The organism is Streptomyces sp. V3I7 (genome assembly GCF_030817495.1).
Classification (GTDB): domain Bacteria; phylum Actinomycetota; class Actinomycetes; order Streptomycetales; family Streptomycetaceae; genus Streptomyces.
Genome location: NZ_JAUSZK010000001.1, coordinates 4,539,889 through 4,554,833 on the forward strand (window position 1 = coordinate 4,539,889; position 14,945 = coordinate 4,554,833).

Here is a 14,945-nt window from a genome sequence, read left to right on the forward strand (position 1 = left end):
GGTTGACCGCATCCTGCCACCCGAGCTGGGCCATTCAGGGGAGTCGCAATGTCAAAATCGCATAACGGGTGGTCCCGAACCCCCGCAGATCGTACATCCGCCAGACGATCCCCTGAACCGACCGAGATGTGACCTTGCGCCCATGGGACTCGTCGCCGGGGCCGTCCGTCCGGTAAGAAGGTTCTTTACTCCCCTCATCCGGGGCAGGGCGCGTTGTGCGGCGCGCCCGTCGTGTCGTGCCCGTCCGTGACAGACGAATCGGGTGGTACACGGTCCCGCCCGCTCTCCACCAGGAGCGGTCAACCCTCAACCATGCATACCTAAGGGGTACAACGAAGTGGCAGCGGAGATCGTCAATCCTCGCAGCGACAGCGGTACGGATCAGGACGGCGGGCCCGAGCCCCTCGACTCCTTCGACCCGGCCTTCGCGCTCCACCGCGGCGGCAAGATGGCCGTGCAGGCCACCGTGCCGGTCCGCGACAAGGACGACCTGTCCCTCGCGTACACGCCCGGCGTCGCGCGCGTGTGCACCGCGATCGCGGAGCAGCCGGAGCTGGTCAACGACTACACCTGGAAGTCGTCCGTCGTCGCTGTCGTCACCGACGGTACGGCCGTCCTCGGCCTCGGCGACATCGGCCCCGAGGCCTCCCTCCCGGTCATGGAGGGCAAGGCGATCCTGTTCAAGCAGTTCGGCGGCGTCGACGCGGTGCCGATCGCGCTCGCCTGCACGGACACCGACGAGATCGTGGAGACCGTCGTCCGCATGGCCCCCTCCTTCGGCGGGGTCAACCTGGAGGACATCTCGGCGCCGCGGTGCTTCGAGATCGAGAAGAGGCTCCAGGAGCGGCTCGACATCCCGGTCTTCCACGACGACCAGCACGGCACCGCCGTCGTGACGCTGGCCGCGCTGCGCAACGCCGCGCGGCTGAGCGGCCGCGAGATCGGGCAGCTGCGCGCCGTCATCTCGGGTGCCGGCGCCGCTGGTGTCGCCATCGCGAAGATGCTGGTCGAGGCCGGTATCGGGGACGTCGCGGTGACCGACCGCAAGGGCGTCGTCTCCGCCGACCGGGAGGACCTGACGCCGGTCAAGCGCGAGCTGGCCTCGTTCACCAACAAGGCGGGCCACACCGGGTCGCTGGAGGACGCGCTGGCCGGCGCCGACGTCTTCATCGGCGTCTCCGGCGGTACGGTCCCGGAGGAGGCCGTCGCCTCCATGGCCGAGGGTGCCTTCGTGTTCGCGATGGCCAACCCCAACCCCGAGGTGCACCCCGACGTCGCCCACAAGTACGCGGCGGTCGTCGCGACCGGGCGCTCGGACTTCCCGAACCAGATCAACAACGTGCTGGCGTTCCCCGGCATCTTCGCGGGCGCGCTCCAGGTGCGGGCCTCCCGGATCACCGAGGGGATGAAGATCGCCGCGGCGGAAGCCCTGGCCTCCGTGGTCGGCGACGATCTCGCGGCCGACTACGTGATCCCCTCGCCGTTCGACGAGCGGGTCGCCCCCGCGGTGACGGCGGCGGTCGCCGCCGCCGCCCGGGCCGAGGGCGTTGCCCGTCGCTGACGTCGGGCTGAATGGCCCCGCCCGTTTGGGCGGGGCCATTTCTCCATTCCCGCCCGTATGCGGTGGGCTGGGTGGTCGTTCGGGGGCTGCGCCCCGCCCCCCGCTTCGGTATGGCTGGGACTTTCGTCGTCGTGCAAGAGGGCGTGTGTCACAGGCCCGTGCGGTTCCGTCCGCCGGGCCGAGAACCTATCGTCAAGTCCATGTTCGCTGTCTACGCCGCCCGAATCGACCGGGACCAGCCGCTCACCGGCCTTGAGTTGGGGGAGCGCCCGGCCCCCGAGGCCCGCCCCGGCTGGAGCACCGTGAACGTCCGGGCCGCCTCCCTCAACCACCATGACCTCTGGTCGCTCCGCGGCGTCGGCCTCCCGGAGGAGCGGCTGCCGATGATCCTCGGCTGCGACGCCGCCGGCATCGACGCGGACGGCAACGAGGTCGTCCTGCACTCCGTCATCGGCCAGACCGGTCACGGCGTCGGCCCCAAGGAGCCCCGCTCCATCCTCACCGAGCGCTACCCGGGCACCTTCGCCGAGCAGGTTTCCGTGCCGACCTGGAACATCCTGCCCAAGCCCAAGGGGCTCTCCTTCGAGGAGGCCGCCTGTCTGCCCACGGCCTGGCTGACGGCGTACCGGATGCTCTTCACCAACGCCGGGGTGCGCCCCGGCGACTCGGTCCTCGTGCAGGGCGCGGGCGGCGGCGTCGCCACCGCGGCGATCGTGCTCGCCAAGGCGGCCGGGCTGCGGGTCTTCGCCACCAGCCGGGACGAGACCAAGCGCAAGCGGGCGCTGGAGCTCGGGGCCGTGGAGGCGGTGGAGCCGGGTGAGCGGCTGTCGCAGCGCGTGGACGCCGTCATCGAGACGGTCGGCGCCGCGACCTGGTCCCACTCGGTGAAGTCGCTGCGGCCGGGCGGCACCATCGTCATCTCCGGTGCCACGAGCGGCGACCGGCCGTCCCACGCCGAGCTGACCCGGATCTTCTTCCTCGAACTCAAGGTCGTCGGCTCCACGATGGGCACCAAGGAGGAGCTGGAGGACCTGCTGTCCTTCTGCGCCGCCACCGGTGTGCGCCCCGTCATCGACGAGGTCCTCCCCCTCGACCGCGCCCGCGAGGGCTTCGAACGGATGGAGTCGGGCGGCCAGTTCGGAAAGATCGTGCTCACCAACAGCTGATCGCCGCCGCCGTACGACGGCCGGTCCGGGCGCCCCCCGGACCGGCCGTCGGCGTCTGCGTGGGCGTCTGCCTCTGCCGGGTCAGACCGTCGGGCGGCGCAGTATCGCGCCGATGTGGGCCGCAGCCGTCGACAGATGCCGCCGGGCGTCGTCGAGTTGGCCCGGCGTGACCCCGTGGTCGCGGGCCGCGTCGCGGATGTCGTCCCGGAAGCGGTCCAGCAGTCGGTCGAGGTCGCGGACCGGGTCGCCGGTGGGGCTCTCGTGCGCCCAGGCCGGTTCGTACGCCGCCGGGAAGTCCTCGGGGGTCTCGGTGTACTCCGGCGCGGGCGCCGACTTGGCGGAACCGGAACCGGAACCGGAACCGGAACCGGAACCGGAACCGGAACCGGCGCCGGCGCCGCTGCCGGGGCGGCCGAAGCTGTAGTCCTTCCCGAACTCCTTGCCGAACTCGCCGAACTCCTTGGCCAGTTCGGTCAGCCCCTCGCGAACGCCATTGGGCCAGTCGCCCCGGGTGAAGTGGTCCTGCACCCGTTCCTGGACCCGCTGTGCGATGCGCTGGACCTCCTCCTGGGCCTGGGCCCGTGCCCGCGCCTGGGCCTCCTGGGCCTGGTGGCGGGCGCGCTGGGCCTCCTCGCGGGCGCGGCGGCTCTCGTCCTTGGCGCGCCGGGCCTGCTCCTTCCACTCCTGCTTGGCGCGGCGCATCTCCTCCTTGGCCGCGCGCCAGGCCTCCTTGTCGCCCCGGTCGCCGTACTCCCCGAAGGTGCCGCGCTCGCCGTACGCCGGCCCGCGCCTCGCCTCGGAGGCGGCGGCCCGCACCTCGCGGCGCAGATCGCCCGCGGCGCCGCGCACGTCCGCCCGTATTTCGGCGGCGAGTTCGGCGACCGACTCACCGATCTCCAGCTCCAGATCGGCCAGTTCACCGCTGCGGTCGGCCAGTTCGGCGCGGCCGGCGTCGGTGATGGCGTACACCTTGCGGCCGCCCTCGGTGGTGTGGGTGACCAGGCCCTCGGCCTCCAGCTTGGCCAGCCGGGGGTAGACGGTGCCCGCCGACGGTGCGTACAGCCCCTGGAAACGCTCCTCGAGGAGGCGGATCACCTCGTAGCCGTGGCGCGGGGCCTCGTCGAGCAGCTTGAGCAGGTAGAGGCGGAGGCGGCCGTGGGCGAAGACGGGAGGCATGTCAGAGCACCTTCTTGTCGGTCGTGCCGTCGGCCGGGGTGCTGCTCGCGCCGCCACCCTGGCCGGAATCTGCATTCTCCCCCGTGTCGTCCGGTGCTCCGGCCGTGCTCCCGGCGGGCTTCGCGCCCGCTGCCGAAGACTTGGTGCCGTCCGAGCCGGCGATGTCCTCGTCCTCCCGGGGCGGGCGGCGCAGCAGCGCGATGGAGCCGGAGACCGTCGTGGCCCGGAGCTTGCCGTTGCCCGCGCCGAGGCGGCCGGTGATCTTGTGGGCGCCCCACTGGCCGTGGACGCGCAGTCCGTCGAAGGCGTTGGAGATCGTGCCGCTCGCCGTGTTCGCCTCCACCTCCGCGTCCGCCGGATGCGGCAGACGTATGGCGATCTCCCCGGAGACGCTGGTCAGCCGGACGTCGGTCGGCCCGTCCGGATCGAGGTCGATGATCACCGAGCCGCTGACCGAGTCGGCCCGCACGGCGGAGCCCGCGCCTTCGAGGACGGTCAGGTCGCCCGAGACGGAGTTGAAGCGCAGATCGCCGGTGACGGCCTGGGCCTCCAGGTTCCCCGACACCGTGTCCGCGCGCACCGGGCCGGACAGCCCGACGAGTGTCGTGTCACCGGTGACGCCCTTGACCACCGACGTCCCCCGGATCCCCGAGACCACGGCGCCGGCGCCGACCACGCCCACCTCCACGCGCGTGTCCGCCGGGACCGCGAGGGAGACCACGGCGCTGCGCCGCCAGCCCTTGCGGTCGAGCCACTTGAGGAAGCCCTTCCAGGGCAGGTCCTCGTACGCCACGGTCAGCGTGCCGCCCTCCTGGGTCACCACCAGGGGCGGTCCCTCGATCGAGGTGACCTCCAGGCGGGCGGAACCCTCCTCGGTGCCCACGACGTTGACCGTTCCGTTCACGATGCGCACATGCAGGTCGCTCACGGGAGCGTCGAAGGTGAGTTTCCTCGGCTCGGCGACGGACCACTCGGACATGGTGCTGGACCTCCTCGACCGACACGACACGCCATATCGCGTCTTCCTGAGAACACGATATATCGCGGCTTTGGAAAGTCAAGGCACTTGTTCCACCACCAGTTGCTTAGGCTGTCGGCATAACCCGAGTGCACCCGAGCCCACCGGAGTGCAGACGTAGCGCAGGAGAGACAGCCCATGTACTTCACCGACCGCGGCATCGAGGAGCTGGAGAAGCGGCGCGGCGAGGAGGAGGTCACTTTCGAGTGGCTTGCCGAGCAGCTGCGGACCTTCGTCGACCTCAACCCGGACTTCGAGGTTCCGGTGGAGCGCCTGGCGACCTGGCTGGCCCGGCTCGACGACGAGGACGACGACTAGGGCCTGTCGTTTGGATCATCCCGGCGTCGCGGGGCCTGGCACGCACATCTGCCGCGTTGTCGTCGGTTGCCAACTCCCCCACGCTCGGCTCCGCTCGCGCGGGGGGACCCCCATCGCGTTGACGCCCTCCTCCGCCTTGCAGCTGCACGCACCAGACCCCGCTCGGGTCGGTCGAGAAGTACCGCACCTCACAGCCGGCCTGATCCAAACGACAGACCCTAGCGGGACCGCGGACAAGCCGAAGGGCCCGGCACCGGAAATCCGGTGCCGGGCCCCTCCGCGTCAGGCCGCGTCAGGCCACTTCAGAGGCTCACGCCTCGAAGACCTCGCGGACCAGCTGCTCCTGCTCGGCCTGGTGGCGCTTCGCGGAGCCCACCGCCGGGGACGAGCCGTGCGGGCGCGAGATGCGGCGCAGGCGCTCGCCGTGCGGGACGTCCGCGCCGACCGCCAGGTCGAGGCAGTCGATCAGGTTGAGAGCCATGAACGGCCAGGCACCCTGGTTCGCCGGCTCCTCCTGCACCCACAGGTACTTCTCGGCACCCGGGTACTTGTTGACCTCGGCCTGGAGCTCGGCACCCGGCAGCGGGTACAGGCGCTCGAGGCGGATGATCGCCGTGTCCGTGGCGCCGCGCTTCTTACGCTCGGCCTCCAGGTCGTAGTAGACCTTGCCCGCGCAGAAGACGACCTTGCGCACCGCGGCCGGGTCCACCGACGCGTCGCCGATGACCGGGCGGAACTCGCCCGACGTGAACTCCTCCGCCTTCGAGGCCGCGGCCTTCAGGCGCAGCATCGACTTCGGGGTGAAGACGACCAGCGGCTTGTGGTGCGGGTTGTGCACCTGCCACCGCAGGAGGTGGAAGTAGTTCGACGGCAGGGTCGGCATGGCGACCGTCATGTTGTTCTGGGCGCAGAGCTGCAGGAAGCGCTCCGGGCGGGCCGACGAGTGGTCGGGGCCCTGGCCCTCGTAGCCGTGGGGGAGGAGGAGCGTTACGCCGCTCGTCTGACCCCACTTCTGCTCCGCGGACGAGATGAACTCGTCCACGACCGTCTGCGCGCCGTTGACGAAGTCGCCGAACTGCGCCTCCCACATCACCAGCGCGTCCGGGCGGGCGAGCGAGTAGCCGTACTCGAAGCCCATCGCCGCGTACTCGGAGAGCAGCGAGTTGTAGACGTTCAGCCGGGCCTGGTCCTCGGAGAGGTAGAGCAGCGGCGTGAAGTCCTCGCCCGTGGCGCGGTCGATGAGGACCGCGTGGCGCTGGCCGAAGGTGCCGCGCTGGGAGTCCTGGCCCGCCAGGCGGACCGGGGTGCCCTCGAGGAGCAGCGAACCGATGGCCAGGGTCTCGCCCATGCCCCAGTCGATCGTGCCGTCCTCGACCATCGCCGCCCGGCGCTGCAGCTGCGGCAGCAGACGCGGGTGGACGGTGATGTTGTCGGGGATGTTGACCTGCGACTCGGCGATCCGCTTGACGGTCTCCGAGGAGATCGCGGTCGGGACCGCGACCGGGAAGCCGTCCTGCGGCGCCTGGGACTCGCCCTGCGGCGACTGGGCCGTGGCCTCGCGGACCTCGGTGAAGACCTTCTCCAGCTGGCCCTGGTAGTCCTGCAGCGCCTGCTCGGCCTCTTCCAGGGTGATGTCGCCGCGACCGATCAGGGACTCGGTGTAGAGCTTGCGCACCGAGCGCTTCTTGTCGATCAGGTCGTACATCAGCGGCTGGGTGAAGGCCGGGTTGTCCGACTCGTTGTGACCGCGGCGGCGGTAGCAGATGAGGTCGATCACCACGTCCTTGTTGAACGCCTGGCGGAACTCGAAGGCCAGACGGGCAACCCGCACGACGGCCTCGGGGTCGTCGCCGTTCACGTGGAAGATCGGGGCCTCGATCATGCGGGCCACGTCCGTCGCGTACATGGAGGAACGCGAGGACTCGGGGGCCGCGGTGAAGCCGACCTGGTTGTTGATGACGATGTGGACCGTGCCGCCGGTGCGGTAGCCGCGCAGCTGCGACATGTTCAGGGTCTCGGCCACCACGCCCTGGCCAGCGAAGGCCGCGTCGCCGTGGATCGCCACCGGCAGGACGGTGAAGTCCGTGCCGCCCTTGTTGATGATGTCCTGCTTGGCGCGGGCGACGCCCTCCAGGACCGGGTCCACCGCCTCCAAGTGCGAGGGGTTGGCGACCAGGGAGACCGCGATCTGCTCGCCGTCCAGGCCCGTGAAGGTGCCCTCGGCGCCCAGGTGGTACTTCACGTCGCCGGAGCCGTGCATCGACTTCGGGTCGAGGTTGCCCTCGAACTCGCGGAAGATCTGCGCGTACGACTTGCCGACGATGTTGGCCAGGACGTTCAGGCGGCCGCGGTGGGCCATTCCGATGACGACCTCGTCCAGACGGGACTCGGCGGCGCTGTCGATGACCGCGTCCAGCAGCGGGATGACGGACTCGCCGCCCTCCAGCGAGAAGCGCTTCTGGCCGACGTACTTCGTCTGCAGGAAGGTCTCGAAGGCCTCGGCCGAGTTCAGGCGGCGCAGGATGCGCAGCTGCTCCTCGCGCTCCGGCTTGGTGTGCGGGCGCTCGACGCGGTCCTGGATCCACTTGCGCTGCTTGGGGTCCTGGATGTGCATGAACTCGATGCCGGTGGTGCGGCAGTACGAGTCGCGCAGCACGCCGAGGATGTCGCGCAGCTTCATCATCGACTTGCCGGCGAAGCCGCCGACGGCGAACTCGCGCTCCAGGTCCCACAGGGTGAGGCCGTGCTCGGTGATGTCCAGGTCGGGGTGCTTGCGCTGCTGGTACTCCAGCGGGTCGGTGTCGGCCATGACGTGGCCGCGGACCCGGTAGGAGTGGATCAGCTCGAAGACGCGGGCGGCCTTCGTGACGTCGTCGTCGTGGCTGGCGTCGATGTCCTTGAGCCAGCGGACCGGCTCGTAGGGGATGCGGAGCGCCTCGAAGATCTCGTCGTAGAAGCCGTTCTCGCCGAGGAGGAGGTTCGCGACCTGGCGCAGGAACTCGCCGGAGGCGGCGCCCTGGATGACCCGGTGGTCGTAGGTCGACGTGAGCGTCATGACCTTGGAGACACCGAGCTTGTTCAGGGTGTCCTGGCTGGTGCCCTGGAACTCCGCGGGGTAGTCCATGGAGCCGACGCCCATGATGACCGACTGGCCGGGCATCAGACGCGGGACCGAGTGGACGGTGCCGAGGCCGCCGGGGTTGGTCAGGGAGACCGTGACACCGGTGAAGTCGTCCATCGTCAGCTTGCCGTCGCGGGCGCGGCGGACGATGTCCTCGTAGGCCTGCCAGAACTCGAAGAAGTTCAGCGTCTCGGCCTTCTTGATCGCCGCGACGACCAGCTGGCGGTCGCCGTTGGGCTTGACCAGGTCGATGGCGAGACCGAGGTTGACGTGCGGCGGCTTGACGAGGGTGGGCTTCCCGTCCTTCTCGCCGAACGACCAGTTCATCGCCGGCATGGCCTTGATGGCCTGCACCATCGCGAAGCCGATCAGGTGCGTGAAGGAGATCTTCCCGCCCCGGGCGCGCTTCAGGTGGTTGTTGATGACGATGCGGTTGTCGAACAGCAGCTTCACCGGGACCGCGCGGACCGAGGTGGCGGTCGGCAGCTCCAGCGAGGCGTTCATGTTCTTGGCGACCGCGGCGGCGGGACCGCGCAGCGTGATCAGCTCGGGACCCTCTGGCGCCTCGCCCGCGGGCTTCGCCTTCGGCGCGGCGGCGGGCTGGGCGGCCTTCGCCGGGGCGGCGGCCGCGGGCTTCGCGGCGGCGGGCGCCGGGGGCGCGGCCGGGGCAGCGGGCTGTGCGGCGGCGGGAGCCGGCGCCGGAGCCGCCGGGGCGGCCGGAGCGGGCGTGGTGGTGGTCGCTGCGGCCCCCGCGGCCGCAGTACCCGCCGGAGCCTGCGAGGCGGCGGCCCCCGGCTTGTAGTCGGCGAAGAAGTCCCACCAGGCACGGTCTACCGAATTCGGGTCCTGGAGGTACTGCTGATAGATCTCGTCGACGAGCCACTCATTGGGACCGAACGCAGCAGCGGGGTTCTTCCCCGCTTGATCGTCGGTCGAGATGCTCGATGCGTTACTCGGGGACTGTGGCGACACGGCGGCAACCGCCCTCTTCCGCTTCACAAGGTGATGGACAGCGGGAATAAAGGCTACGCCTCCCCGGGCGAGAAGGTCAGGTCGGGCTGGTCCTTCGTCGCGCAAGTCACATCGGAAAGTGTGTTTCGAGGGTGAATTTGGCGGGAAACAAGCGGGGTTAGCCTACGGCGGGGGTACGGCGATCAGCGCTCAGGGACCCTGCTGACGTGCGAGGTCGCCGCTCGAAGGGGGCTCGTACCTGCTCACACGTGTCCAGCTGCGGGGACGTTCGTGGATCTTGTCACTCCGGGGTCGAACTGTACGTCAACCCGATGCGGACAGATCTCCCGGAAGGCTGATGAAGATCCGGCAGCCGCGCTCGGATTCGGCCACGCCGATCCGGCCACCGTGCAGATCCACGGCCCAGCGGGCGATGGCGAGGCCGAGTCCGGTGCCGCCGTCGCTGCCGGGCCCGTGCGGACGGCTGACGGCGCCCCGGTTGAACCGCTCGAAGACGTGGCGCCACTCCGACTTCGGGATGCCCGGACCCTCGTCCAGGACCTCCAGCTCCAGCGACTCCGGCTGCTGCCCGCGCCGCGCCCGCACCGTGACGCGGCCGTGCGGCGGGCTGTGCTTGACCGCGTTGTCGATCAGGTTGGCGACGACCTGGTGGATGCGCTCGGGGTCCGCGTGCGCGGTCAGCTCCGGCGGGGACACGTCGAGGTGCAGATGGACGTCGGTGCGCTGGTGGCTCCCGGAGCCGGAGGCGATGCCCGCGCGCGCGGAGGCGACCATGTTGGCCTCCTTGAGCACGCCCGAGAGGTACGGCCACACCTCGAAGCGCCGCTTGCGCAGCGGGACGACGCCGTTGTCCAGCCGTGACAGGTCCAGCAGCGTCTCCACCAGCCGGCCGAGCCGCTCGGTCTGCTTCAGGGCCGTGCGCATCGTCTCGGGATCCGCCTCGGCGATGCCGTCGACGACGTTCTCCAGGACCGCGCGCAGGCCCGCGATGGGGGTGCGCAGCTCGTGCGAGACGTTGGCGACGAGCTCCTTGCGCTGGAGGTCCTGCGCCTCCAGCTCGTCGGCCATCGCGTTGATCGTCTGGGCCAGGTCGCCCAGCTCGTCCCGGCGGTTCTCCCGCACCCGGCGGGTGTAGTCGCCCTGCGAGATGGACCGGGCAACCGCGTTCATGTCGTCCAGCGGCGCGGTGAGCGAGTGCGCCACGAACTGTGTGATCAGCAGCGTGGCGATCATCGAGAAGACGGTGATGAAACGGATCTCCGTCTTGGTGGTCACCGCGATCATCGACAGACCTGTGGTGATCAGCACCGAGATGACCACCAGTCCGCCGAGCTTGGTCTTGATCGAGAACGGGCGTACGCCGCCCCAGGGCTCCCTGGGGCTCCTCCGTGGGGCCGGCCGCCCGCCGCTCATGGCGTCGGGGTCTCCAGCGCGTACCCGACGCCGTGCACCGTGCGGATCCGCTCGGCGCCGATCTTCCGGCGCAGGGCCTTGATGTGGCTGTCGACGGTCCGGGTGCCGGAGGCGTCCGCCCAGTCCCACACCTCGGCGAGCAGCTGCTCACGGGAGAGCACCGCGCGCGGGGTGTTGGCCAGGCAGACCAGCAGGTCGAACTCGGTCGGGGTGAGGTGGACGTCCTCGCTGCGCACGCGCACCCGGCGCTGCGCGTGGTCGATCTCCAGCTCGCCGAGGCGCAGGATGCCCGAGCGCGGCGTGGCGGCGGCGAGCGCGGCGCGCTCCACCCGGCGCAGCAGCACGTGGACGCGCGCGGCCAGTTCGCGCATCGAGAACGGCTTGGTCATGTAGTCGTCGGCGCCGACGCCGAGACCCACGAGCATGTCCGTCTCGTCGTCGCGGGCGGTGAGCATCATCACCGGCACCGGGCGCTGGGCCTGCACGCGGCGGCAGACCTCCAGGCCGTCGAAGCCCGGCAGCATGATGTCGAGGATCAGCAGGTCAGGCTGCCAGGCCTCGGCGGTGTCGACGGCGGCCGGTCCGTCGCCCGCGGTTTGCACGAGGAATCCCTCGGCGCGCAGCCGGGCCGCGATGGCGTCGACGATCGTCGCGTCGTCCTCGACCACCAGGACTCGGCGCTGCGCGCCCTGGGTGGCCGCCGCCGTGCCGTTGTGCGAGGTGTGTGTCTGCTCCATCGCCCGCCCCTGAAGTGTGCTTTCCGGAATCCGTGGGGTGATCCCATGTCTGCGTTTGACGCTTGAATGATCTGCGTCAGGGCAGCACATTACGGGGACAGGCCGGGCCGTCGCTATCCAGGTCGTACGGCGAGGTGCACGGCGTCCGGAACTCCCCGGGCAACGGGGACCTCTTTGGTACGCACCTGCCGGAACCCGGCATTCCGCAAGGTTTCCTCAAACCCGGAGGAGGGCTGCGCCGACCATACGGCAAGCACTCCGCCGGGCCTCAACGCCCTTGCGCAGCCTGCCAGTCCGGCCGGGGAGTAGAGGCCGCCGTTGTCCTCGGTGACAGTCCAGCCCGGACCGTTGTCGATGTCCAAGCACAGTGCGTCGAATGTGGCACATCTCTCATTGACGTACGTCAGGAGGTCGCTCTCGACGATCTTCGTCCGCGGGTCGGCCAGCGCGGCCGCGGTCACGGCGGACAGCGGGCCCTCGCGGTGCCAGCCGATCACGGCCGGCTCGCGCTCGACGACCGTGATCCGGCCCCAGCGGGGATCCGCCGCCGCGTGTGCGAGTGAGAACCCCACGCCCAGGCCGCCGATCAGCACGTCCGGTTCCGCCCGCCCGTCCAGCGCGTCGTACGCCGCGTCGACGAGCAGCCGCTCCGAGCGGCCGTCGGAGGTGTCCATCAGGAAGCAGCCGTTGGCGATGATCTGGAGAAGGTCGCCGTGCCTGCGCAGGACCACTTCGCCGTACGGGCCCTCGCGGCGGTCCAGGACATGGGGGGTGTCGTGCGCGGCGGTCATGGCCCCATCATCCCCGAACGGGGCTTGGCGGGCAGGGGAATTACGGAGGACCGCGGCGCGTAGACGTGGAGGAGAGCGCGCGCCGGACAGGTTCACCCGACCGAGGCCGGTCCGGAGGCCGGTCCGAGGTCTTCGGAGTCGATCGCTCAGAGCGAACAGCCCCTGGGGAACAATGGACGACTCACGTGCATTGAGTCCATGTAACTCAAGTTGATTGCTCTAGGGGAGATCATGGCTGCTGAGTCCACGGCGTCCACGCCGCTCACCCTGCCCGTGCTGCCGCTCGACGGCGAGGTCGTGCTGCCCGGCATGGTGGTCCCGCTCGACCTGAACGACCCGGACGTACGGGCCGCGGTGGAGGCCGCCCAGGCCGCCGCCCGCTCCGCGCCCGGCAAGCCCCGGGTCCTGCTCGTGCCGCGCATCGACGGGACGTACGCGAGCACCGGTGTGCTCGGCACGGTGGAGCAGGTGGGCCGGCTGGCCGACGGCGACCCGGGCGCGCTGATCCGCGGCCGCGACCGGGTGCGCATCGGCGCAGGTACCACGGGCCCGGGCGCCGCGCTGTGGGTCGAGGGCACCCGCGTCGACGAGCAACTGCCCGACCCCCTGCCCGGTCATGTCACCGAACTCGTCAAGGAGTACAAGGCGCTCGCCACCAGCTGGCTGCGCAAGCGCGGCGCCTGGCAGGTCGTCGACCGCGTCCAGGGCATCGACGACGTCTCCGCGCTCGCCGACAACTCCGGTTACTCACCCTTCCTGACCCTGCAGCAGAAGGTCGAGCTGCTGGAGACCGCCGACCCGGTGGCCCGGCTCAAGCTCGCCACGCAGCGGCTGCGCGACCACCTCGCCGAGCAGGACGTGGCCGAGTCCATCGCCAAGGACGTCCAGGAGGGCGTCGACAAGCAGCAGCGCGAGTTCCTGCTGCGGCGCCAGCTGGAGGCCGTCCGCAAGGAACTGCGGGAGCTGAACGGCGAGGACGGCAAGGATCCTGCCGAGGAGTCCGACGACTACCGCGCCCGCGTCGAGGCCGCCGACCTGCCGGAGAAGGTCCGCGAGGCCGCCCTCAAGGAGGTCGACAAGCTGGAGCGCGCCAGCGACCAGTCGCCCGAGGGCTCCTGGATCCGCACCTGGCTCGACACGGTCCTCGAACTGCCCTGGAACGAACGGACCGAGGACGCCTACGACATCCAGGGCGCCCAGGCCGTGCTCGACGCCGAGCACGCCGGACTGGACGACGTCAAGGAGCGGATCACCGAGTACCTGGCGGTGCGCAAGCGGCGCAGCGACCGGGGTCTCGGTGTGGTCGGCGGGCGGCGCGGCGGTGCCGTGCTCGCCCTGGTCGGGCCGCCCGGCGTCGGCAAGACCTCGCTGGGCGAATCGGTGGCCCACGCCATGGGCCGCAAGTTCGTCCGCGTCGCCCTCGGCGGTGTGCGCGACGAGGCCGAGATCCGCGGCCACCGGCGTACCTACGTCGGCGCCCTGCCCGGCCGCATCGTGCGTGCCGTCAAGGAGGCCGGGTCCATGAACCCGGTGGTCCTGCTGGACGAGATCGACAAGGTCGGCTCCGACTTCCGCGGCGACCCGGCGGCGGCCCTGCTGGAGGTCCTCGACCCCGCGCAGAACCACACCTTCCGGGACCACTACCTGGAGGTGGAACTGGACCTGTCCGACGTCGTCTTCCTGGCGACGGCCAACGTCCTGGAGGCCATCCCGGAGGCCCTGCTCGACCGCATGGAGCTGGTCCGCCTGGACGGCTACACCGAGGACGAGAAGGTCGTCATCGCCCGTGACCACCTGCTGCCGCGCCAGCTGGAGCGGGCGGGCCTGGACACCGGCGAGGTCACGCTCGACGAGAGCGCGCTGCGCAAGCTGGCCGGCGAGTACACGCGCGAGGCGGGCGTGCGCACCCTGGAGCGCTCGATCGCGCGGCTGCTGCGCAAGGTCGCGGCCCAGCACGAACTGGGCGAGCGCGAGCTGCCGTTCACCGTGCGGGACGAGGACCTGCGCGGTCTGATCGGCCGGCCGCACCATGTGCCCGAGTCCGCCCAGGACCCGGCCGAGCGCCGTACGGCGGTCCCGGGTGTGGCGACCGGCCTCGCGGTGACCGGCGCGGGCGGTGACGTCCTCTACGTCGAGGCGTCACTGGCCGACCCGGAGACGGGGGCGTCGGGCCTGACCCTCACCGGTCAACTGGGCGACGTGATGAAGGAGTCGGCGCAGATCGCGCTGAGCTTCCTGCGCAGCCGCGGCGCCGAACTGGAGCTGCCGGTGGCCGATCTGAAGGACCGGGGCGTGCACATCCACTTCCCGGCGGGCGCGGTGCCGAAGGACGGGCCGAGCGCGGGCATCACGATGACGACGGCCCTCGCCTCCCTGCTCTCCGGCCGCGCGGTGCGCACGGACGTGGCGATGACCGGCGAGGTCTCGCTCACCGGCCGGGTGCTGCCGATCGGCGGCGTGAAGCAGAAGCTGCTCGCCGCACACCGGGCCGGGGTGACGACCGTCGTCATCCCCAAGCGCAACGAGCCCGACCTGGACGACGTCCCGGCTGAGGTACTGGACAAGCTCGACGTCCACACGGTCACGGACGTACGCGAGGTCCTCGAACTGGCCCTGTCGGCGGCCGTGCAGGACGCCGCGGAGGTTCCGGCGGCGGCGTGACGGACGCGGCC

At 70.8% G+C, this 14,945-nt stretch carries 10 protein-coding genes; 4 read left to right on the forward strand and 6 right to left on the reverse strand.

What is annotated here, in order from left to right; genetic code table 11:
• Positions 1-337: 337 nt before the first annotated feature.
• Both QFZ74_RS21350 and QFZ74_RS21355 read left to right on the forward strand, forming a co-directional pair.
• Entirely contained in the window at positions 338-1,561 is a 1,224-nt protein-coding gene (locus QFZ74_RS21350) for an NADP-dependent malic enzyme (RefSeq protein WP_307622404.1), read from the forward strand.
• Positions 1,562-1,761: 200 nt separating this feature from the next.
• Complete coding sequence (locus tag QFZ74_RS21355; protein ID WP_307622405.1) at positions 1,762-2,727, forward strand: zinc-binding dehydrogenase; 966 nt, start codon at positions 1,762-1,764, stop codon at positions 2,725-2,727.
• A gap of 81 nt (positions 2,728-2,808) precedes the next feature.
• Here the strand turns inward: QFZ74_RS21355 and QFZ74_RS21360 are convergent, their stop codons facing one another.
• The gene (locus QFZ74_RS21360) at positions 2,809-3,903 is read right to left on the reverse strand and encodes a PadR family transcriptional regulator (RefSeq protein ID WP_307622406.1); all 1,095 of its coding nucleotides are present in this window, start codon (positions 3,901-3,903) and stop codon (positions 2,809-2,811) included.
• A gap of 1 nt (position 3,904) precedes the next feature.
• Positions 3,905-4,882 carry a DUF4097 family beta strand repeat-containing protein gene (locus QFZ74_RS21365; protein ID WP_307622407.1) on the reverse strand — a complete coding sequence of 326 codons (978 nt, stop codon included), beginning with the start codon at positions 4,880-4,882 and terminating at the stop codon, positions 3,905-3,907.
• Between the two features lie 177 nt (positions 4,883-5,059).
• Between QFZ74_RS21365 and QFZ74_RS21370 the strand changes: the two genes are divergently transcribed.
• Complete coding sequence (locus tag QFZ74_RS21370; protein WP_030049542.1) at positions 5,060-5,239, forward strand: DUF6104 family protein; 180 nt, start codon at positions 5,060-5,062, stop codon at positions 5,237-5,239.
• Between the two features lie 310 nt (positions 5,240-5,549).
• Here the strand turns inward: QFZ74_RS21370 and QFZ74_RS21375 are convergent, their stop codons facing one another.
• The 4 genes from QFZ74_RS21375 to QFZ74_RS21390 form a co-directional block, all read right to left on the reverse strand.
• Positions 5,550-9,332: a multifunctional oxoglutarate decarboxylase/oxoglutarate dehydrogenase thiamine pyrophosphate-binding subunit/dihydrolipoyllysine-residue succinyltransferase subunit gene (locus QFZ74_RS21375; RefSeq protein WP_307622408.1), complete on the reverse strand. Its 3,783-nt coding sequence runs from the start codon at positions 9,330-9,332 to the stop codon at positions 5,550-5,552.
• A 303-nt stretch (positions 9,333-9,635) separates the two neighbouring features.
• Positions 9,636-10,745 carry a cell wall metabolism sensor histidine kinase WalK gene (locus QFZ74_RS21380; protein WP_307622409.1) on the reverse strand — a complete coding sequence of 370 codons (1,110 nt, stop codon included), beginning with the start codon at positions 10,743-10,745 and terminating at the stop codon, positions 9,636-9,638.
• Positions 10,742-11,482 (reverse strand): response regulator transcription factor, encoded by a 741-nt coding sequence (locus tag QFZ74_RS21385; RefSeq protein WP_307622410.1) that lies wholly within the window; start codon positions 11,480-11,482, stop codon positions 10,742-10,744. The genes QFZ74_RS21380 and QFZ74_RS21385 overlap by 4 nt, the downstream gene beginning before the upstream one ends.
• A 113-nt stretch (positions 11,483-11,595) precedes the next feature.
• The gene (locus tag QFZ74_RS21390) at positions 11,596-12,273 is read right to left on the reverse strand and encodes a spermidine synthase (protein WP_307622411.1); all 678 of its coding nucleotides are present in this window, start codon (positions 12,271-12,273) and stop codon (positions 11,596-11,598) included.
• Positions 12,274-12,504: 231 nt separating this feature from the next.
• On the opposite strand from QFZ74_RS21390, the gene lon reads away from it, so the two are divergent.
• Positions 12,505-14,934, forward strand: a complete 2,430-nt coding sequence (gene lon / locus QFZ74_RS21395) for an endopeptidase La (RefSeq protein ID WP_307622412.1) — start codon at positions 12,505-12,507, stop codon at positions 14,932-14,934.
• Positions 14,935-14,945 lie beyond the last annotated feature (11 nt).